Raw genomic sequence first — 21840 nt, 5'->3', positions numbered from 1 at the left:
CAGCCCGGACTGAAGTCCGCGTTCCAAAGAAATGCTTACTTCTTTTTGTTTTTTTTATGAAGTCTTCTTCGAAATTTTTCTATTTTATCTATCTCGTGTTTTTCCAGCGAAATACTTATATTTTCTACCTCTTCACCTATTTTTACACTCAGCATTTCGGATTTTCTCATGGCCAGAATCTGTGAAGAGAAGATACTTCTGTGCCCTGAAATCAAGAAGCTTATAACTGCTGCAAGTGCTGCATAGTGTGCGATATCTATCCCGAAGAGTTCTACTGCCATAATCGTTGAGGCAATAGGTGTATTTGTGGTGGCCGAAACAACACTTACAAAGCCGAGGGCTGCAAAAAGCGTAATATGTTCGGGAGAGATGATGGAGCCAAAAAAATGCCCGCTTGTTGCCCCGATGTAAAAGATCGGCGTAATGACACCCCCGCTTCCTCCTGCGGCAAGAGAAAGAGAAGTAAATACTGTTTTTAAAAGAAATGTATACCAGTGAATGTCCTGAGATGCAGCGGTATGGGGATTGAGAGCATCTGCAATTGTACTCATTCCCAAACCTATATACTGCTCACCGAAGACCAAGGTCAGTGCGACTATCAAAATACCGCCCACAAAAGCTTTGATGTATGTATTTATTTTGATGCTTTTTACATATGTATGGCTGTAGGAGATTGTTGTTATCACTATATCAGAGACAAAACCGAAAAAGAGTCCGGCAATGACCACTTTGGCTATCAGCCAGATATCCAAAGAGATATCCTGAAAAAAATGCAGGTCATAATAGGTATACTCTATCCCCAGAAACTGGGCTGTTGTAAAAGCGGCAAAACCTGCAATAAAAGACGGCAGAAGCACATCATACATAATCACACCGATAATTAACACCTCAACACCGAAGATTGCTCCGGCTATCGGGGTACCGAAAACTGTGGCAAAACCGGCACTGATCCCGCATACAACAAGCTTTTTTCTGTCTTGTTTGTGAAACTTCAAAAGCGTAGAAATAAAAGAGGCAACACCTGCCCCGATCTGCGCGCCAGGGCCCTCTTTTCCGACAGAAGCACCTGCAAAAATACTTAAAACGGTCGCAAGTGTTTTTACGGGAATGACCGAAACATCTATTTTCCCGTTATCTTTATGAATTGCGGAAATAACTTTTTCCGTTCCGTGCCCTTCTGCACTCGGGGCAAAGGTTTTCACCAGCCATACAGTCAGAACAAGGGCAAAAGGAAGCGTATAGTAGTATTCAAACGGTAAAAAAGAACGGCTTGTTTCACTATAGGCTAAAATTTTTAAAAAACCTGTAACTGTTGCACCAATCATTATGCCGATAATTGATGAGAGAAAAACCCATTTTGTAACACTGAAAAAAATAGCTGTCTGTTCTGTTATATGATTTTGTATCATCTCATTTTCTACTTTAAAGTCTTTAAAAAGATTATAACACTTTTTATTAAGATTGTATTAGAACTTTTTCCAAAAAGAACTGCTGAGCAGGACAAAAACAGTATAACACTCCAATCTGCCTATAATCATAGCCACGGAGAGAAAGATTTTGTCAAAATCAGAGAAAAAAGAAAAGTTGTCTGCAGGGCCTACCATAGAGAATCCTGGACCGATATTGCCCACTATGGCAAATGCACCTGAAACTGCAGTCATCGCATCATACCCCCGGGCATAAATATAGACGGTTACGATGGCTACAGTAATCATAAAAAGCGTAAAAAAACCAAACGTTGAAGACAAAATCCGCTCTTTTTGCTTGAGCCCGTCGATAAAAACAGAAATAATCATATTTGGATGCAGTATTCTTTTAAGCTCCGCAGAGAGTGTTTTAAAAATAATTACATGGCGGATGATTTTAATGCCGCCTGCCGTTGAACCGGCATTGCCCCCCATCAAAAGCCCCAAAAATATAATTGCTATAGCCAAATGCGACCAGGAGCCGTAATCTATAGTTGCAAATCCTGTTGTTGTCATGACAGAAGCAATCGTAAAAGATGAGTGTTTGAGGGCATCATAAAAAGAATCTCCGCTGATATCTACATGTACAAGACTCAAAGCAAGACTCAGCAGTAAAAAAACTGTAAAATACCATCTGACCTCTTCTGTTTTGTACCCGCTGACATCCCTGAAATAAAGCTTTAAATGGGCTAAAAAATTTATCCCTGCCAGCATCATAAAAATTGTCGTTGTCCAAATAATGCCGTCATTGCCAAAAGAGCCCAGAGAATCATTTTTTGTAGAGAATCCTCCCGTGGAAATTGTCGAAAAGGCATGGTTGAGCGCATCAAACCAACTCATACCGAAAAACTTCAAAAGCAGCATGTCGACCAGTGTCAGCAAGGCATATACTATCCACAGACGCAAGGCTGTATCTTTTATTTTTGGTGTCAGTTTTTCAAGAGAAATTCCTGTTGATTCGGCTTTAAAAAGAGAGAGGCTTCCCGTAGGATTGATGACTGACAAAAGCCCAACGCCCAAGACAATAACGCCAAGCCCTCCAAGCCAGTGCATCAGACTTCTGTGAAATAGTATCAAATGGGGCAGAGCTTCTATATCGCTGTAAACTGTTGCTCCCGTTGTTGTAAATCCGCTGACGGCTTCAAAAAACGAAGAGGCAAGAGACACATTTGTATAAAGAAACAGCGGTATGGCTCCGGCAACGCCAAGCAACACCCAGAGCAGATTAACCACCAGGATACTCTCTTTTATTTTCAAATCCAGTTCATGCTTTCTCAGCCACAGCCATACGCCAAGATTGATCAAAAAAAACACCCCGTCATAAAGCAAAAATTTTCCATACGCTTCTTTGTATATAACGCCTATCAAGACATCAAACAAAAAAAGTGCAGAAACAGTAATGCCTATAAGAGAGAGAATCTTCAGCACATTTTTATAGTTCATAAATCCATTCTTTTACTTTTGCACTTGTTTTTACTGCACAAAAGGCTACAATCAAATCATTTTCCTGCAGTCTCACTTTTTCACTGAGACTCCGTATCACATTTTCTCTTATATAAAAGAGGCTGGATTCTTTTACATGTAAAGGTTTTATCACTTTGTCAATAAGCCTCGAGGCGGGAAAAACTTTACGCATAAAAACCACTGCCTTTGCCCCGCAGTAACTTTTTTGAATAACAACACCTGTAGAACTGATCTCTTCCATGATTGCATTGTAGGCACTCATTTTTGGACCTCTGACAACGACTATCCCCAAAGAGTGCATCAGGTTGTAATATTCCATTTCATTGTTAATCGCAACCACTTTTTTTATGCCGCTCTCTTTTGCTTCGAGACATTTTATGATGTTATACTCATCATTGTTGGTCGCTGCTATAAAAATATCGGCACTCTCCAGTCCTTCATCTTCAAAAATATCATGCGAACCGTATTTATAGTTAATGATGGAGACCCTGCCTTTGAGCTCTTCGTCCGCTGTTTCACAAAGTTTTAAATCTTTTTCTACCAGTTTGACCTCTTTGTCTGCTTTTAGAAGTTCCTGCGAAATGGCAATCCCGAGTTCACCACCGCCAAATACAACACATCTTTGAATATCCAGAGTGTTGTCCACATCCAATTTCTGGCACACCTGCTTGATTTCATTTTCATCACCAAAAAAATAGACAAGATCATTGGGAAGAATTTCCACATCTGCATCAGGAATGCAAAAATCCTTCTTGCGTTCAATGCCGACTATTTTAAAATGCTCAGAACTGATGCTTTGCGGAAGTGTTTTGCTTGAAACCATAACAGAAATAAGTTTGCAGGGTGTGTATTTAAAAAATTTTACATTATTTGCTTTTGGGTACAAAAGAAGTGAAGAAACGGCCCCCGAGGTAAGCTTTAAAGGGAAAATAACTTTTTCAACAGCAAGTCTCTTTTGGATAACCTGCTCTTGAAAAAAATATTTTTGCACCCGTACAAACTTTCTCTTTACATGTAAAGCCGCATCTACTGTCATTGCAGCAATAAGATTTACATTGTCAATATTTGTCACTGCTATAAACAGGTCGATTTCCTGACCGATAAAACGCTTATATGTGTGTATGTCTTCGACATCCCCCTGAAGCGGTAAAATATCCAGACTCTCCTGTATCCTGTCCAAAGCCTGTGAATTTTTATCAATGACAGTAACGTTGTGTCCCACACTCAGTGTTTTGGCAAGGTTAAAACCAACCTTTCCGGCACCCGCAATAATTATATGCATATACCACCCTTAAAAAAGATTAGCCAATTATATCACTATAGTCATATTTTTTTGTATCTATGTAATATTTTTTCCCTACAATAATAATTCTTTCATCTTTTTTTGCACTCTTTTTAAATCTTGCTTTGATTTTTTTGATTTTTTTTGTTGAAAAACCACGTTTTTTAAGATGCCTGTCTAAAGAGACAACCTTGCTCTCTTGGGCAACCTCGGATTCTATCACTGCCTCAAGCATCTCCTCCTCCTCGGCTACTGCTTCTTGCGGAGCATTGAGCATAAACTGTGACGAAATACTGCTGAGAATATTTTTGAGCTGTTCATCTTTTTCTTTATAGATTCTTTCTATTTTTTCACGCTCGGCTATAAGCATCTGCTCTTTTTGGTCTCTAAGGCTCCTCGTTTCATTCTCCAGAGTATCCACACGCGACTGCAGTTTTTGATTTTGTTCTTCAAGAAGTTTGTAATATCTGTCATTGCTGAGTGTGTTGCGTCTTGGCTGCACAGTTTTTCGCCCTGTTTTTGCCTGTGTCTCATCCAGCAGCACCATTTTGACACCGTTCTCTACAACACTTTGCAAAGAACCCCGTCGGACCCGGTTGTGTATAGCCTCTTTTGAAACACCAAAATACTCAGCCGCATCATTTATGCTCATCTTTTTCATCTTTTTTCCCTGTTAACGCATGTTTTCAAAAACCAAAGGAGCTTCCCACTCGCCTTCACGCACCATTTTCATCACCTTTTGCAGATCATCAAGCTTTGCACCTTTTACACGGATAGAATCCCCTTCTATCTGGGCGTTGACTTTGAGTTTCATCTTTTTAATTTCTGCAGTAATTTTTTTCGCCTCTTTGGATTCTATATAATCCACAATTTTAAAAGTCGCCTTGCGTGTGCCTCCACTGGCATCTTCCACACGAAGTTCATCCAGCACTTTTGAGGAAAGCCCCTGTTTTAGCAGTTTTGCTATAACAATGTCTTTGAGTGCATCCAGTTTGTTATCACTCGAAGCAACAAGTACCAGTACTTTGTCTTTCTCTTTCAGATTCACTTCATACGGTGTTCCCTTGAAATCATAACGATTGGAGACTTCTCTGTCTACCAGGTTAATAGCATTTTTCAAATTCTGCATATCTATTTTTGCCGTTATATCAAACGAGTGTTCTTTTGCCATAGGTGTTATCCTTTTTTTGTTTTAATTATAACATAGTTTGTTTGTTATCAATAACAGTCGGTACTACAGAAAAAAATTTAGTTTTAAAAATGCAAGGTCGGCACTGAAGTACCGATTCCGAAGAAATATAAACCTCCTCTTAGGAACCCGTACTTCAGTGCGGTCTTTGCGGCTTGAAAGCACAAGGTCGGCACTAAAGTACCGATTCCAAACAGTATAAATCTAACTAAAATTGACTTATATCATCTCCATGTAAAGAAAAAATAGCTATTATCACTCTAATTATTTTACATCTAGGTACTTATATGCAAGAAGAGTTAGAAAAAAAACTCAACAAACGTGAACGCTACAAAGCCAGACTCAAACCCTATGACTATTTTGTCAAAGAGTTCGATACCATTGATTTTGAGAGTCTGGGTGAAGGTGACAGGTACTATCTGCAGGATTTTGGCATTTTCAATACCGATTTTTTGGAAGATGAATTCACCATTCGTATTCGCGTAGCCGGAGGCAGAATCAGTACACAACAGTTTAATTTTTTGGCAGATATTGTCAACAAATATGATTTAACCCTTGTAGTCACGGCACGTGCAGGCTTTCAACTCCATGATGTCGAAGCCGACGATGTCCATGAACTTTTTAGACTCTTGAATGAAAACGGACTCATTACCTGGCAAAGTTTTGGCGACAACATCAGAAATATAGTCACTGATGTCTATGACGGCGTCAACAAACACGCAAAAATTGAAGTCTATCCGCTGATACAACAGATGCAGGACTACATCATCAAAAACCCGAAATATGTCGGCATGCTGCCCCGCCGTGTCAGTATCGGTATCTCGGGTAACGAGGCAAATGTCAACTCCTTTTTTGCAAATGACCTCTACTTTGCACTTGCCAAAAAAGAAAACACTTACGGTTTTAATGTCTATATGGGCGGCAAAAATACGGAAATAGCACAGGATGCAGATGTATTTTTGCTTTATGAGGAAGTTTTTGATTTTTTTACGGCTTTTGTAGAGACATTTTATACGCACGGCTCACGCTTTTCACGTTCTAAAACCAGACTCTTTTACATGATAGAAGAGTTGGGGCTGGACAAACTCAAAGCACTTATCGAAGATGTCTATGGAAAAAAATTCAATGCTGCCGGCAAACTGCAGCTTTTGCATGGCGAATTTAATGAATTTGAACTTTTAAACAATAACAAATACGCCTTTTGTTATCAAACAGATTTTGCAAGACTCAGTCCCAAAGAGATGCGCCAAATAAGTGACTATGCGAACAAACACCATGCCCAGATCCGTTTGGGAATTGACCAAAACATCTATATCGTAGGCATAAACGAAAAAACAGCGCCTTTTGATTCGCCCGCGCTCAGCTCTACAGTAGTATCTTGTGCCGGCAATCTTTGTCCCTACGCGGTTTGGAGCATTAAGGATGAAAGTGCCAAATACCTGCCCCTGGAAAAAATTTACGAACATAAAATAAAAGTCGGATTTTCAGGCTGTGCCAAAGGGTGTGGACGCCATCGCCATACCGACATCGGGCTCATAGGCTTGAAAACCAACAACTTCGGAGATACCGACGGAGGCGCAAGAGTTTTTATAGGTGCCGAACACGACAGCGGAAAAAGTGTGGCAAGACAGCTCTTTTCCATGGTGCCTTTTGTGCACTTAAAAGAGACAATAACACTGATTGTAAATCTTTTTGAAAAAAGTGGACATAAAAATTTTCAGCTTTATGCACATCATATTTTGAATAAATATTCCGAAGATTTCTTAAGTCTTTGGCATCTGTACAATCTCAAAAACAAAACAGCACTCACACTTCCAAAACAAAACAATATACTTACATGTAAAGAAGAAGAAAAATTGCTTTTTGAAAGTTTTTCAGATGTAATACTTATAGAAAACGACTTTAAAAAGAGTGTAAGTGCTTTAGCAAAAGAGTTATGGACGGTAGAGGGAAAAGACCCGCACTACAAACCGCCTATGAAAAGGATAAATGTCAGATAAAGTTTAAATTTGCTAGAATAAATAAAAAAAGATTATACAGTATCCTTTATGAAACAACTAAACTATAACTACACATCAAAAAAAGAGTTCATCGAGTATTTACATGTAAACGATGTGCCTCTTTTTGATGACAAAATTTTAATCCAAATGTTCACTTCTTTGCAAAATAAAGAAGAAATAGAACGCATTGCAAATGATGTCTGTGCAATCCTGCCTCATGCAAAACTCATCGGCTGTTCAAGTGCGGGAGAGATTCTTGAAGAAAAAATGCTTGAGAGAAGTGTTGTTTTAAGTATCTCTGTTTTTGAAAATACAACCCTCCAAACATCATACATGGATGATGAAAATTCTCATTGGCTTGGTGTCAAAGTTGCCAATGAACTTTTAAAAGACGATACAAAATGTGTCATCTCGTTTGTAGATGGATTATCACACATTGGAGAAGAGTACCTTAACGGCTTTAACTCCTGCAATAAAACAGGCGTTCTTGTAGCCGGTGGTATGTCTGCAGACCTTTTTAGCTTTGATGATACTTTTGTCATTTATCAAAACAAAATTTACAAAAAAGGTGCTGTTGGAGTTGCGCTCAGAGGAGAAGACCTTGAAGTCACAAGTGATTACAACCTTGGCTGGAGAGCTGTCGGTCCGACTTTTACAGTGACAAAAGCAGAGGGCAACAGAGTTTATGAAATAGACAACAAACCCGTAAAAACACTCTATACAGAAGTTTTAGGCGAAGACGTTGTGACAAATCTTCCCGCCTCGGCAGTCGAATTTCCTCTGTTAAAGCAAAAGAACGGTGTTTTGGTTGCGCGTGCAATGGTGAGTATTCTCGAAGATGAAAGTATCCTCTATGCAGGACTTTTTGAAGAAGGAGACAAAGTCAGTTTCGGCTTGGGAAGTGCCACACAGGTGAATGCACATCACCCTGAAGAAATACTCAAAGAAGAAAACAAAGAAATTCAGGCTGCCTTTATCTACTCCTGCGCCGCACGCAAGCAGTTTTTGTCCTTTGAGTTGGAAAAAGCATTCTCCCACATAGCACAACTTGCCCCTACAGCAGGCTTTTTTACCTATGGCGAATTTTATACAGACACGCAACAGGCAAATCTGCTCAATATTACAAATACTCTGCTGTTTCTTAATGAAAAAAATACACAACATATAAAAAAAGAAGCACCAAAACAAACAGACGCACCTGTGCAAACAGGTAAATTGACAGAGAGTGCCACCCTGCACCTCATCGACTATGTCTCAAAAAACCTTCAACTCCAACAAAAAGAGTTTGATGCAACAAAATTCAAACTTGACGAATTTTTAGAAGCCATTAACAGTGTTGTCATTATTTCAAAAACTGACTTACAGGGAAAAATCACCTATGTTAATGAACAGTTTGAAAAAATAAGCGGTTATAAAAAAAGGGAACTGCTGGGAAAATCGCATAATATAGTACGCAGTCCTCTGGTTGAAGCAGATGTCTTTAAGGATTTATGGAAAACAATAAAAAAAGGTAATGTCTGGCACGGAACACTTTCAAACCGTAAAAAAGACGGTTCTCTCTACTATATAAAAACACATATCTTTCCAATTTTTGATCAAAACCATACTATCACAGAGTATTTGGCTATTCGTCAAGATATAACAGATGTTGTCGAGAGCAAAAAAGCCTATGAAAATCAGCTCAAATTTACAAATATGCTCCTTGACAATGAAGAAAACATAGTCATTGTCACAAAAAACAATAAAATAGACAAAGTCAATCAAGCATTTTACAGACGCTTCGGATATAAAACTTTAGAAGATTTTACAAGCTGGCATGAGTGTATCTGTGACCTTTTTATAGAAAAAGAGGGCTATCTGAAAAAAGAAAAAAGACCGAAAGTCTGGTATGACACAGTTTTAAAAGAGCCTTATAAAATTCATCTGGCAATGATGCTTGATGCAAATAACCAGGAACGGATTTATCATGTACGGTCCCGTCAGGTTGTTTATGATGATGAAACCATCTATATCATCAATACCTTCAATGACATTACCGAACTCGAGCAGGCAAAAGAAAAAGCACAACGGGCAGAAGCGGCGCAGGCAATGTTTTTGGCAAATATGAGCCATGAGATACGAACACCGATGAACGGTATTTTGGGCTTTGGAGAACTTTTGCAAAACACCCAGCTATCAGATACACAAAAAAAATATGTAGATATCATCAACAGTTCAACCCAGACACTTTTAAACATTATTAACGATATTCTTGACTCTTCAAAAATTGCCAACAATAAAATAACACTTGAACATATAGAGATAAATCCTTATGTTGAGTTCAATACAACCTATGAGCTTCTTAAATCATTGGCAGAAAAAAAATCATTGCTCTATCTGCATAAGTTTGATACAAAAATGTTTGAGTGCATTATCAGTGATCCGACAAGACTGCGCCAAATCATTACAAACCTTCTCTCAAATGCCATTAAATTCACTCCTGAAAATGGAGAGGTTCTCTTTCAGACGGAGGTTATAAAAACAAATAACGATTTTCAAACTATCCGTTTTAGTATTCATGATACAGGCATAGGCATACCAAAAGAAAAACTGCAAACTATATTTAAACCTTTTTCTCAAGCCGATGACTCTACCACACGTAAATTCGGCGGCACAGGACTCGGTCTCACCATAAGTGCAGATTTAGTAAAACTCTTTGGAGGCAAACTGGAAGTAGAGTCGCAAGAAGGCAAAGGCACCACATTTTTCTTTGATTTGGAATTTAAAAAGTGTACAGGCATGCCTACATTGAAGAAGCTTTTAACAGACTATGAACTGATACTCATAGAAGACAATCATGAATTTGTTATACAAAAGATAGCCCAGACATTAGACTCTTTTCATCTGAACTATACACGTTTGCCCAAAGAGGATGATTTTACAAAGAAACTTTCTCAAAACACTATTTTATTAACCCTGGATACCACTGTTGGTATGCAGGCAAGAGATCTTCTCCCGCGGGAACAAATCATCTGTATCAGCGATACATGCAATAATGAGCATCTTGATTGTATTGATTTGACTTTTGATGAATCTTTTGGTTCGAATTTATATAATTTTCTTCTCTCCAAAATGCAAAATCATGCTGCAATGCATAAAGAAAACGAACAGATTATAACACAGACATTAAAAATTCTTGTTGCCGAAGATTATGACATTAACCGCATGCTTATAGAATCTCTTCTGAACAGACATCCAAACATCAGTTATGAATTTGCAAATGACGGGGAAGAAGCTGTTCAAAAAGCAACGGCTTCCTCGTATGATATGATATTTATGGATGTCAATATGCCAAAAATGAACGGTATCGATGCAACAAAGAAAATACGACAAAAACTAGAGCATCATATTCCCATCATAGCGCTCACAGCCAATGCACTTGACGGAGACAAAGAGCGCTTTCTCGCTGCAGGAATGGATGACTATATAGCCAAACCTATCCAAATCAAGGAACTCCAAAGAGTCATCACAAAATATGCTCCCACACAGAGTATTCACACAGATGACAAACCCGGTGACTTTAATTTTAATGCTCTGCTTAAAGAGATAAAAGAACGCTTGGAACTCGATGATACCATCATCATAAAACTTCTGAGTGCTTTTACAACAAACTTTCGCAGCGCACTTGAAGAACTTGAAACTGCATTTGAAACCAATGATATACAAACCATACTACACCTGGCCCACAAACTCAAAGGTTCCTCAGCAACACTTGCCCTGGATGAAATAGCTGATATAATGGGAGAGATAGAAAAAGATATAGCCAATAATATTTCAATTAGCTATAATGACAAAATTAAAACACTCAACACCTATACCAATCTACTGGAGGATGGTTTAAAAGATGCAACATAAACTACATATTGTCATAGTCGATGACGAAACAGTCAATCTGCTTTTACTCGAAAGTATTGTAAATGCAGAAGGCTACGAGCATATCCAGACTTTTGAAAATGCTCACGAAGCATTAAGCTATATACAATCAAACACTGTTGATGCACTCATTACCGACTTCAATATGCCTGAAATGGACGGGATAGAACTTCTCAAGCAGGCAAAAACACTCTATCCTGACCTGGTAAGCATTATGATCACAGCCAATAATGACAACGAAATGATGCACCGTGCCCTTGAAAATGGTGTAACAGACTTCTTGACAAAACCTATCTCTCCGCTTGTTTTTAAACTGCGTTTAAATAATATTTTGAAACTGAAAAATTCTCTCAATATCACGCAGCATTTCAATGAACTTTTAACAACAAAGGTAGAAAAAGCAACAGCCGCATTGCAAAAGAGCGAATATGAAGCCCTTGAGGTACTCTCAAAAGCAGCAGAGTACAAAGATCCCGAAACAGCAAGCCATATCAGCAGGGTCTCTCACTATTCTAAGCTTTTGGCAAAAGCAGCCAGACTCTCTGAAGAAGAACAAAATATTATTTACTATGCCGCTCCTCTGCATGACATAGGAAAAATCGGCATTGATGACGCCATTTTACTCAAACCAGGAAAACTGACAGAAGATGAATTTGAAAAAATGAAAAAGCACTCCATAATTGGTGCGAAAATATTGCAAGGCAAAGAGAATATTTTTCTCAAGGCAGGAGCAGTCATAGCCCAGTCACATCATGAAAAATACAACGGCAAAGGGTATCCAAAAGGACTCAGTGGCAAAGAGATTCCTTTATATGCCCGAATTGTAGCTGTTGCTGATGTATTTGATGCACTGACATCAAACCGGCCGTATAAAAAAGCATGGGACTTTGACAAAGCCTTACAGCTGTTAATCGCCGAAAAGGGAGAGCATTTTGACCCACAGATTGTCGAATATTTTATCCAAAACATAGATGAAATAAAAACCATCTATGCCAAATTTCAGGATGATTAACTACAGTTTACTTTTTCAAAAGAGATTAAATATTCATTTTCTTGCATTGGAAATGCCTTCACAAGATAGTGCTGGCCTTGCTTATCTGTCACCTGTTTGCTGTATGTCTGATAATTTTTCATCGTTATAATGATATCTTCAATAAATTTTGCGTCAAACTTTTCAAAAGCCTGTGCCATATTTGAAGAAGACTCTCCAAACTCATTTTTAAATTTTTCGTTTGCATATTTCAGTTTTGTATCTGTATAAAAGATTGCCGTCGCATAAAACTCATTTAAATAACTTTTGCAAAGTGTACTGACTTTCATGCTGCATTGCAGTTCAGTTTCAATCTGTTTTTGACGAATAACCTGCTCTACTTTTAATTTGAGCTCTTCAGGAGAAAACGGTTTTTTGAAATAATCCAGCACCCCCGCTTTATACGCATCTCGCATCACTTCTATATCTAGGGTACTCGAAATCATAAACACCGGTAAATGGAAATTTTTTTCATCTTCTTTGATTTGCTTCAAAGCCTCTAACCCGCTCATATCCGGCATCTGCATATCCAACAGCATTAAATCAATCTTGGACTGTGCGACTTTTTGAATCGCTTCTGTACCATTGTGTGCCTCAAGAATCGTATACCCGCAAGAAGATAAAATATTTTTCATCATTCTTCTGATAACACGGGAGTCATCGACTATCAGCAGTGTATAATTTGGATTTATTTGCATACTTTCTATAATGGACAAAATCTCTTTGACTGTTAAATTTGCATTTTTTCCTTTGAGCAGATAGTCCAGTATCCCGAGTCTGAACAACTCGTCTCTTCGCAAAAGATCATTTTCTGAAGTAAATATAACAATTTTAGTCTCTTTGTTGGCTTCTTTAATCTCATCAATTAAATCTTCACCTTCTCCATCGGGAAGATGCAAATCAAGAATAACAAGAGAAATTTCATTTTCTTGCAAAATCTCTCGTGCCTTTGCCAAATCATAACTCTGCAAACAGCGAAAACCCTGTTCTTTTAATCTTGCTGTTAATGTATTGTTAATGACTCTTGAATCTTCAACAATAAGAACAGTAAAATTTTCATTTTTAATTCTTTGTTTTTCCTGTATACAGCTAAACATATCTACTTCCATTAATTTTTTCTGAATTTTTATTATTATATCTTATTTGCGTAAAACAATCAAGAAAATTATTTTTTGTTAAAATGAAAGTCCTCCACCAAAATTTTGCGCAAAACTCGGGTCGCTGTACCCTGCCATTGTAGACTTCATGCGAAGTTTTTCTATGTCTGCTTTTGAAGATATTCCCTGAGGGCAGACTAAAGTACATTCATTGCACAAAGTACAATCCCAGACACCGTTTGTCTGCACGGTGTCTATCTTCTCTTTGGGCTCTGCCTCGCGTTTGTCACTGACATATTTCCAGACACCTGTCAACGCGAAAGGTCCTAAAAACTCTTCATTTACACTGTAAACCGGACAGGCAGAATAACACGAACCGCATAAGATACAGTCACTCTGCAAAGCATTTGTTTTTTCATCTTCATGCGTGAGCTTTGCTGCTTTGTTATATGTCTGCAGCCATGTTTTGGCACGTTTGTTCGTCTCAAGGGCTTTGTCCATATTGACAACCAAATCACGTATGACTGTTACATTTTTGAGCGGTTCTATCACATCCCCGTCTTGCACTTTATAGGCACAGGCAAGCACCTCTTTTTCATTTACACGCATCGAACAGCTGCCGCAGACACTGCTTCTGCATCCGCTGCTGTATGCCAAAGAACTGTCCTGCTCTGTTTTTATACTGTTTAACACTTCTAAAAGCGTAGCATCGTTTAAATCTACTTCATACATCACAAAGCCTGATGCTCTTTTTATGCTTACTTTCATCTATTGCTCCTCTTGTACAAAATGAGCGCCACAGCTCTCTTTTCGCTCTAACGCAGCACGCACTACCGCTTCACAGACATCAAGCATATTTCTAAATTCTATGAACTCTACAAGATTGGTATTATAAACTTTGCCGGTGTCTTTGACACCCATAAGGGGCAGTTGTTCTTTTAAGAGTTGTATCTCTTTTCGTGCTTGGAGCAGTGCACTCTCTTTTCTTATAATGCCCACTTTTTTATAAAAAAGTTCCCCTACATACGAACGTTTTTCATAAAAATCAATTTCATTGCTAAAGCTTTTGAGCTTATCAAGAAAATTTGTCTCTTTTTTACATGTATGCTCATTTTTGCTTTTATCATCGCAAAAAGTATAATGCGCTGCACTTTTACCGGCTTCACGACCAAAAACTATAATCTCAAGCAAAGAGTTGCCACCCAAACGGTTTGCGCCATGTACTTTGTGGTTTGCACACTCACCACAGGCAAACAAACCGCTTACGCTTGTTTGCGATTTGTTATCAACTTCTATTCCGCCCATGGTATAGTGTGCAACTGCTTTGATGGGAATCAGATCTTTTACAGGGTCCACCTTTTCATACAAAAGCGCCAGTTTTCTCTCCTGTGGCAGATTCTCGTCTATAAACTCTTCTCCTAGATGCCGAATATCCAAATAGACCTCTTCACCTGCTAAGATTTGTTCATTGATTGCACGACTTACTTCATCTCTTGGTGCAAGTTCGTTTATAAAACGCTCTCCCCTGGAATTAAGCAGATACCCGCCTTCTCCTCTGGCACTTTCACTGATAAGGATAGAAGAATTTTTCAATCCTGTCGGATGAAACTGTACGAACTCCATACCCAAAAGTTTTGCACCGATTCTAGCAGCTGCCGCGATACCGTCTCCTGTAGAAGCTGTTGAGTTTGTAGAGTATTTGTCATATATGCGTGAGTACCCTCCTGATGCCAAAACAACACTTTTTGCAAAGTGATGTTCCAATTCTCCGCTTCTTATATTCAAAATTAATGCACCACAGATACTCCCGTCTTCTTTTGTGAGCAAATCAAGCAAATAGCGTTCATTATGTATTTCAATATCTTCTTTCAAACAACGCTCATAAAGTGTATGCAGTATTTTTAATCCTGTATAATCCTGTGCATAGCAGGCCCTTGGAGCGGATGCCCCTCCAAGCTTTCTTTGGGCAATTTTTCCATCAGCTGTACGGGAAAAACAGACACCGATTTCATCAAGCCACTGTATGGCATTCGGTGCTTCACTGCACATGTAACGCACAGCTTCTTCGTCTGCCTGTCCGTGTGCAGATTTCAGCGTGTTTTGAATATGCTCTTCTACAGAGTCCGGACTCACATTTCCAAGTGCAGCATTCATCCCGCCCTGTGCCATACAGGTCTGACTTCTTGTCGGGTACTCTTTTGTAAGTACGCGCACACTTGCACCGGCATCCTTGGCAGCAAGCGCCGCTGTAAGCCCTGCCCCGCCTGCTCCTATAATCAATACATCTGTAATCATTGTATATTCTCACATACACTCTGAATGAGCTTTTCTCTGGCTTCAACCGATGTCCAGGCAATATGCGGTGTCATATAGAGCCTCTCTTTGTTCTTTACATGTAACAGGGGACTCTCTTGCGGCAAGGGCTCTTTTTCAAACACATCCAGCCCGAAAGAGATGTTTTTTTCATCCACAAGTCTGGCAACTGCCGACTCGTTAATGATTCCGCCACGCCCGAGGTTCAGTACCACTGCACCCTCTTTACATGTAAAGAGCTTTTCATAGTCTAAAAGGTTTTTTGTTTTTTCATTAAGCGGTGCGTGCACAGTAATAATATCGCAATTTTTTAAAAGCTCGTCAAGGTCTGCTCTTTGAAAATCTTGACTGCGATTTACCCCGCTTGTCGAGTAGTAACAGACATCCGCACCGAAACATTTGGCAATATTAGCAACACCTCTGCCTATTTCACCCAAACCGATGATGCCCCATTTTTTTCCTTTTATCTCAAAAAACGGATGACTTACATCGGTAAACAGGGCACTCTTGGAGTAGGCACCGCTTTTGACAACTTCATCATAATAGCGTGAATGGCCTATGAGATAAAAAAGCATAGAAAATGTGTGCTGGATAACAGAGTCGGTAGAATATCCGGCCACATTTTTTACTGCAATGCCAAACTCTTTTGCAGCCTCAAGATCAACATTGTTCATTCCTGTTGCCGCAACACAGATCAGTTTGAGGTTTTTTGCATGCTGCATATGCTCTTTTGTTATCACAACTTTGTTTGTTACTATAACTTCCGCATCTGTTATACGTTTGAGTGTCTCCTGCGGTAATGTTGTTTTGTATGCTGTTACGCTTCCCAACTTGTCAAAACAGGACAGGTCTGTATCGCCAAAGGTCAATGTATCGAGTAAAACTATTGTACGGCTTTGCATTTACATGTCTCTGATTTTTGTTATAAGTTCACGCGCTTTTTCAAGTGCGGCATCTACTTTATCAAAAACAAGTGCCACAGCCAAGCGGCGTCCTTTATGTGCTTCGGGCTTTCCAAATACTCTGACATAGGAATTGTCACTAAAGAGGCTCTCATCCACATCAACAACAGGAGCAAAGCTCTCTTTTTCGCTTTTGAATGCGGCAGATGCGCCTTCACCGTAAAAAGTAAATCCGAGTGGCAGTCCCAACACAGCACGCAGATGCAAGGCAAACTCACTCTGGCTTTGTGTTATAAGCGTTACCATTCCCGTATCATGCGGACGCGGGGAGACTTCAGAAAAATAAACCTCATCCCCTTTGATAAAAAGTTCAACACCAAAAAGCCCCTGTCCTCCAAGTCCGTCTGTTATCTCTTTTGCCATTTTCTGTGCTTTTTCTTTGGCTATCTCGCTCATCTGCATCGGCTGCCATGAAAAGACATAATCTCCGTCGCGTTGTTCATGTCCGATAGGTTCACAAAAAACTGTCTCTTTGCCGTTACGAGCCGTAAGCATTGTAATCTCATAATCAAAATCTACAAATGCTTCGACTATCAGCTCACTTGCATCTCCGCGTGCTTCTTTTGCCGCTTCCCATGAAGCAGGAATATCTGCTTCACTTTTGGCAATACTCTGCCCATGTCCGCTTGAACTCATAACCGGTTTAATCACACAGGGAAAGCCAAGCTCACATGCTGCTTCAAGCATGCCTTCTTGTGTTGTAACAAATTTATACGGTCCGGTTTTGAGTCCCAAAACCTCTGCCGCAAAGGTACGGATATTTTTTCTGTTCATCGTTTTGCTGACTGCATTGGCATTTGGAATAACATTGTAGCCTCGATCTTCTGCCGCAAAAAGCGCATCAATGTTGATAGCTTCGATTTCCGGTAAAATATAATCAGGTTTTTCACGATAGATGATTTCCAAAAGGGCATCTTTGTCAAGCATATTCACAACATGGGAACGATGCGCCACCTGATGAGCAGGAGCATTTTCGTATCTGTCAACGGCTATGGTTTCAAGTCCCAGGCGCTGTGCTTCTATGATGACTTCTTTACCAAGTTCACCGGAACCGAGCAACATGATTTTTTTTGAATTTGATTTAAGAGGGGCAGAAAAGTGCATAACTATACTTCCTTATTTATATATAGCAGAATTATACAATGCTTAAGATAATTCAGAACTTACTTAACTGTAATAGATAAGGAGTCAAAACAAATCCAAATTCTTTTATCGTTTTCTTGTTGAGATAAGGCTTCACACAAAGCCCAATATAAACGGAGCCCAAAAAACCGTATTGCAAATCTTTTGGTTCATACACAAAACTGACTATTTTATTTTCATTCGCCCATTTTGCAATATCTTTCATCTCTTTTGAATCATATGAAAGCACAATAAGAGCATCCGGAAGATTTTGCATCTTATTATATTGACTCATTAAAACAGTATCAACCGTTATTTTTTTGCCAAGCAGAGGCATCTTGTAGAGCATTTCAATTTTAAATTTAAATTTTTTGGCCATCTTGGTGTCTATTTTTTTATAAACAATCCAAATATTCAAACGCTTTGAAGGGGATTTTTGCACACTTTTTTCCATTAATGCAATTTTTGGGAACAACTTTGCTTCTATATCTATAATAACAGTATCATACTGATATCCGAATAGAGTTGTATAAGCGACTACAAAGAAGAGTAAGAGTTTTTTCAAGGCAGATTCCATTCGACATTCAACCAAAATGTCCGCCCATCTCTTTGAAAATCTTCAAGATATGTCCCTGTCGTCACTCCGTCTCCAAGCTTTGAAGGGTAGACGGGAGTTGTATTAAAAATATTTTTCACAGATGCCGTCAATGTCAACATTTTATACCAGTATGTAAAAGTCTGGTCAACAAAAACTTTTGCTTTTATTTTCTCCCGTGTATCGGCAGATTCTCTCTGTTTTGCACCGACATAGCGTATGCGGGTTCCGCTCTCAAGATCAGCTGTAAAATGTTTCAACAGCATAATATTTGCCAGATGGCTGGAAATAAAAGGCATCTTCGTATTATTAACAAAAGAGTAGTTTGCCTGCACATTCATTGTTGCATCCAATGAGTATTTTATCTCAAACTCTGCTCCGTATGAACTTATATCTTCAGCATTATAAAAATAAAAGCTGTTGTTTCTATCTATAAAATTTGACATATTTGAATAATACAGATTAATATTTATCCAGTTATTAAAACTGTTTTGACGATGATACACTAATTCTACAGTATCAATTGTCTCAGATTTAAGATCTTTATTTCCAAAATATGGACTTGCAGAACTGTAAAGCTCCAAAAAAGAGGGCACACGAAAAGAACGATGATAAAGCAGTTTGTAGTTTTGTACTTCATCATACGCATACAATAATGCCAACTTGGCAGAAAATCCTGCATCACTGTCGCTGTAATAATCATATCTTGCACCTGCATCGAGTGTAATATGCGGCATTAACGGATAAATATCATTAAAATAAAGGGCATACTGTTTTCTTTTAATATCTTTATCAATATTATTTACTTTTATATTGATATTTTCTGAAAGGGTTGGATCATTCACTCTGTAATCGGTAGTAATTTCATCACTTTTTGCAATATATATCCCAAGTAGAAATTCATTCAACTGTGTTTTATATAAAAGGGTGTCTTCACTGTAGAGTGTACGCTCTTTATATCTGCCTTCTCCCAACAAATCATACTCGGGAGAGGGGGGTGTTGTCATAATCGAGTATGGAATATAGCGAGAAACACCGCCAAACTGGTACAATTTCAGACCGGCTTTTAGATTAAAAGACAAATTATTATTTATTTTTGGAGCATACACGAGCTCACTGAAAAAAGATTTTGTTTTAATTTTTTTAGGATCATGACTAATCGGCCAATCCCCGTAACCATAATAGTTTTGTGTATTGTGTTCAAGCCATCGTGATTTAAATGACAAAGCATTATACGCTATATTTAAACCGAATGATTTGTCTGTGTAATTTTCATAAGAGACAAACTTGTTTTGTGTTGTAATTAAAGAATAGTTTTTATATATACGACTGTTTTCATTGTTATTAAAGTAACCGTCCAGGGCAATATGCATATTGTTCTGTTTTACAGACTGGGAAAATGTCAGATTTTGAAAGTTTTTAGAAGAACGGGTATAAGAGAGAATATGCGCTGACGGATGTAAACTTTTCGTAATAACATTGATAACGCCGACATGTGCCAAAGAACCATATAACGCAGAAGCAGGTCCGCGAATAATCTCTATCTGTTCTATGAGGTCTATCGGCATATCAAGGTAAAAATATCCCCCTCCTGCCAACTCGCTGTTAATGCCCACCCCATCAATCATCAGTTTGATTTTATCACGGATAAATGATTTGTTTCCCCTCATATTTATCTGCTTTGCTCCGGCTGTTCCCATTGAAAGCTCAATACCGGGTACCGTAGAGAGAGCCTCATACAGAGTCCTAATTCCAAGTTTTTTTAACTCTTTTGGATGTAAAACCGAAACAACGGAAGGTGTTTGACTGATGTTAAGTTTACTTTTTGTTGCAATTTGTGAAACATCCTGAAGATCCTGTGTCAAATTAAAATCATCAAATGTGGCATTTGCATTAACAAAAACTGCATACAGCAGTAAAAAAACCATTTTTACCATTCTTCACTCTCTTTATAATTTTTTAACTTGATGGTAAAACAGCTCCCATCATCTCTATTTTCAGCCATTATCAAACCTTTCATCCTCGATTCTATAATATTTTTTGCAATATGCAGTCCGATTCCTGTTCCTGAAATTTTAGATTTTGTTGTAAAATAAGGCTCAAATATATTTGCTATAATTTTTGGAGGAATGCCTCCGCCATTATCACAAATTTCTAAAACAGTATCTTTATCTGTACCTTTGAGCACCATAGAAATCATGCCATCTGTAAGCCCATTCCGTTCTTGTCTGCTCCTAATGGCATCTTTTGCATTATTCAGTATTATGAGCACAACCTGTTTGAATTCGTTTTCAACACCATAAAAAAGTGCTTTAGTTTGCACATCAAAATTACAGCAGATTGCATTATTCCTAAACTGTGCATCCAAAATCTTTATAACGTCTTTTAATAAAGGAACAGAATTAAAATAACTGTTTTTTCTTGAAGGATTTAAAAAATTGCGAAAATCATCAATAGTATCAGACATATACTGAATATTATGAGAGATCTCTTCCATTCTCTTGTGAAACTCTTGTGCATGTAATGTATCAAGATCATACTTAATCAGCAAATCACTGCTAGCCAGTCCAATATTATTCAAAGGCTGACGCCATTGATGTGCAATAGACTCAATCATCTCCCCCATAGCAGCTTGTCTTGATTGATGCAGCATAAGCTTTTCCTGTTGATGCTGCTTTGCCACTTCTTCTTGTACCTTCTCCTTGAGTTCTTTATTAAATAATTGTAATTGATGCAAATAGTCTGTAATCGTGTACATCATTTCATTTGATGTTTTGGCAATAATTTGAATTTCCTGCGTTGCATTATCAACTTTCACATCAACCGGTTCTTTTGTATGTGAATATTTTAAAAAAGCTTTAGATATGACGTTGAGCAGATGCAAATCACGCCGCAATAAAAAGAGACTTATTAAAAAGATTCCCAAAGTAAGCAACAGTGTCAAACCCAGCATATAGAGTATATTTACGGAAAGTTTTTTCAAATTTTTATTGGAATATTCTGCTTTGATTGAAGCTATGCTTTTATTATTAAAAGGATCTGTTATAACACCTTCATAATAAAAAGCCTGTTGAGGCAATATTTTCTTTTTCTTTTCATATATTATTTTTCCGTCTGCATCTTTTAGACGTATTTCAGCAATATCATACTGTTTTAATATTTTATTTAGCAAAAATTTTACATTATTTTTTTGCTCAAAAGAGATGTGAAAAGCAAGCAAAGGTTCTATTCCGCGAAATAAGAATGTAATCTTTTGTCCCTCTTCTTTAATGAGTATCTCTTTAAAATAGGAAAATGAAATAATATATACAGGGATGATGATAGAGAAAAATACAAGCCAAAATAAGAAAGTAAATTTACCAATTAATGTTTTAAACATAAAAATAATTATACATTCTCAGAGCCAAT

16 protein-coding genes are annotated in these 21840 nt (G+C 38.1%); 3 read left to right on the top strand and 13 right to left on the bottom strand.

Features of this window, described 5'->3' with window-relative positions; translation table 11 throughout:
- Window positions 1–35 precede the first annotated feature (35 nt).
- From MLC35_RS00250 to MLC35_RS00230, 5 genes are read right to left on the bottom strand one after another with little or no spacing between them, the layout of a single operon-like run.
- Entirely contained in the window at window positions 36–1409 is a 1374-nt protein-coding gene (locus tag MLC35_RS00250; RefSeq protein ID WP_188109999.1) for a chloride channel protein, read from the bottom strand.
- 57 nt (window positions 1410–1466) lie between these two features.
- Window positions 1467–2909: a TrkH family potassium uptake protein gene (locus tag MLC35_RS00245; RefSeq protein ID WP_151901417.1), complete on the bottom strand. Its 1443-nt coding sequence runs from the start codon at window positions 2907–2909 to the stop codon at window positions 1467–1469.
- Complete coding sequence (locus tag MLC35_RS00240; protein WP_151901418.1) at window positions 2899–4212, bottom strand: NAD-binding protein; 1314 nt, start codon at window positions 4210–4212, stop codon at window positions 2899–2901. Before MLC35_RS00240 ends, MLC35_RS00245 begins: the two co-directional genes overlap by 11 nt.
- 19 nt (window positions 4213–4231) lie before the next feature.
- Window positions 4232–4873 carry a DNA-binding protein gene (locus tag MLC35_RS00235; RefSeq protein ID WP_434637176.1) on the bottom strand — a complete coding sequence of 214 codons (642 nt, stop codon included), beginning with the start codon at window positions 4871–4873 and terminating at the stop codon, window positions 4232–4234.
- Between the two features lie 12 nt (window positions 4874–4885).
- The gene (locus MLC35_RS00230) at window positions 4886–5383 is read right to left on the bottom strand and encodes a YajQ family cyclic di-GMP-binding protein (protein WP_151901420.1); all 498 of its coding nucleotides are present in this window, start codon (window positions 5381–5383) and stop codon (window positions 4886–4888) included.
- 305 nt (window positions 5384–5688) lie between these two features.
- On the opposite strand from MLC35_RS00230, the gene MLC35_RS00225 reads away from it, so the two are divergent.
- Genes MLC35_RS00225 through MLC35_RS00215 form a run of 3 tightly spaced genes read left to right on the top strand, consistent with a single transcriptional unit; the run spans window position 5689 to window position 12325 of the window.
- Window positions 5689–7401: a nitrite/sulfite reductase gene (locus tag MLC35_RS00225; protein WP_434637174.1), complete on the top strand. Its 1713-nt coding sequence runs from the start codon at window positions 5689–5691 to the stop codon at window positions 7399–7401.
- A 48-nt stretch (window positions 7402–7449) separates the two neighbouring features.
- Window positions 7450–11295 (top strand): FIST N-terminal domain-containing protein, encoded by a 3846-nt coding sequence (locus tag MLC35_RS00220; protein WP_434637172.1) that lies wholly within the window; start codon window positions 7450–7452, stop codon window positions 11293–11295.
- The gene (locus MLC35_RS00215) at window positions 11285–12325 is read left to right on the top strand and encodes an HD domain-containing phosphohydrolase (protein ID WP_434637170.1); all 1041 of its coding nucleotides are present in this window, start codon (window positions 11285–11287) and stop codon (window positions 12323–12325) included. Before MLC35_RS00220 ends, MLC35_RS00215 begins: the two co-directional genes overlap by 11 nt.
- On the opposite strand, the gene MLC35_RS00210 is transcribed toward MLC35_RS00215, so the two are convergent.
- The 8 genes from MLC35_RS00210 to MLC35_RS00175 form a co-directional block, all read right to left on the bottom strand.
- Entirely contained in the window at window positions 12322–13440 is a 1119-nt protein-coding gene (locus tag MLC35_RS00210; RefSeq protein ID WP_434637168.1) for a response regulator, read from the bottom strand. The genes MLC35_RS00215 and MLC35_RS00210 overlap by 4 nt on opposite strands.
- A gap of 78 nt (window positions 13441–13518) precedes the next feature.
- Window positions 13519–14208: a succinate dehydrogenase/fumarate reductase iron-sulfur subunit gene (locus MLC35_RS00205; protein ID WP_434637166.1), complete on the bottom strand. Its 690-nt coding sequence runs from the start codon at window positions 14206–14208 to the stop codon at window positions 13519–13521.
- Window positions 14209–15735, bottom strand: coding sequence for an FAD-binding protein (locus tag MLC35_RS00200; protein ID WP_346389085.1), 1527 nt, complete (start codon window positions 15733–15735; stop codon window positions 14209–14211).
- On the bottom strand, window positions 15732–16655 hold the full coding sequence (locus MLC35_RS00195) for a D-2-hydroxyacid dehydrogenase (protein WP_434637163.1): 924 nt from the start codon (window positions 16653–16655) through the stop codon (window positions 15732–15734). Before MLC35_RS00195 ends, MLC35_RS00200 begins: the two co-directional genes overlap by 4 nt.
- Entirely contained in the window at window positions 16656–17819 is a 1164-nt protein-coding gene (gene purT, locus MLC35_RS00190; RefSeq protein WP_434580708.1) for a formate-dependent phosphoribosylglycinamide formyltransferase, read from the bottom strand. It lies immediately after the preceding gene.
- Window positions 17820–17871: 52 nt separating this feature from the next.
- Window positions 17872–18402 (bottom strand): hypothetical protein, encoded by a 531-nt coding sequence (locus MLC35_RS00185; RefSeq protein ID WP_346389082.1) that lies wholly within the window; start codon window positions 18400–18402, stop codon window positions 17872–17874.
- Entirely contained in the window at window positions 18399–20369 is a 1971-nt protein-coding gene (locus MLC35_RS00180) for a TonB-dependent receptor plug domain-containing protein (RefSeq protein WP_434637161.1), read from the bottom strand. The genes MLC35_RS00185 and MLC35_RS00180 overlap by 4 nt, the downstream gene beginning before the upstream one ends.
- The gene (locus tag MLC35_RS00175; protein WP_434637159.1) at window positions 20363–21811 is read right to left on the bottom strand and encodes a sensor histidine kinase; all 1449 of its coding nucleotides are present in this window, start codon (window positions 21809–21811) and stop codon (window positions 20363–20365) included. The genes MLC35_RS00180 and MLC35_RS00175 overlap by 7 nt, the downstream gene beginning before the upstream one ends.
- Window positions 21812–21840 lie beyond the last annotated feature (29 nt).

Source organism: Sulfurimonas sp. NW7, assembly GCF_051132265.1.
GTDB classification, from domain to species: domain Bacteria; phylum Campylobacterota; class Campylobacteria; order Campylobacterales; family Sulfurimonadaceae; genus Sulfurimonas; species Sulfurimonas hydrogeniphila.
This window is presented reverse-complemented; position numbering and strand designations above follow the sequence as displayed.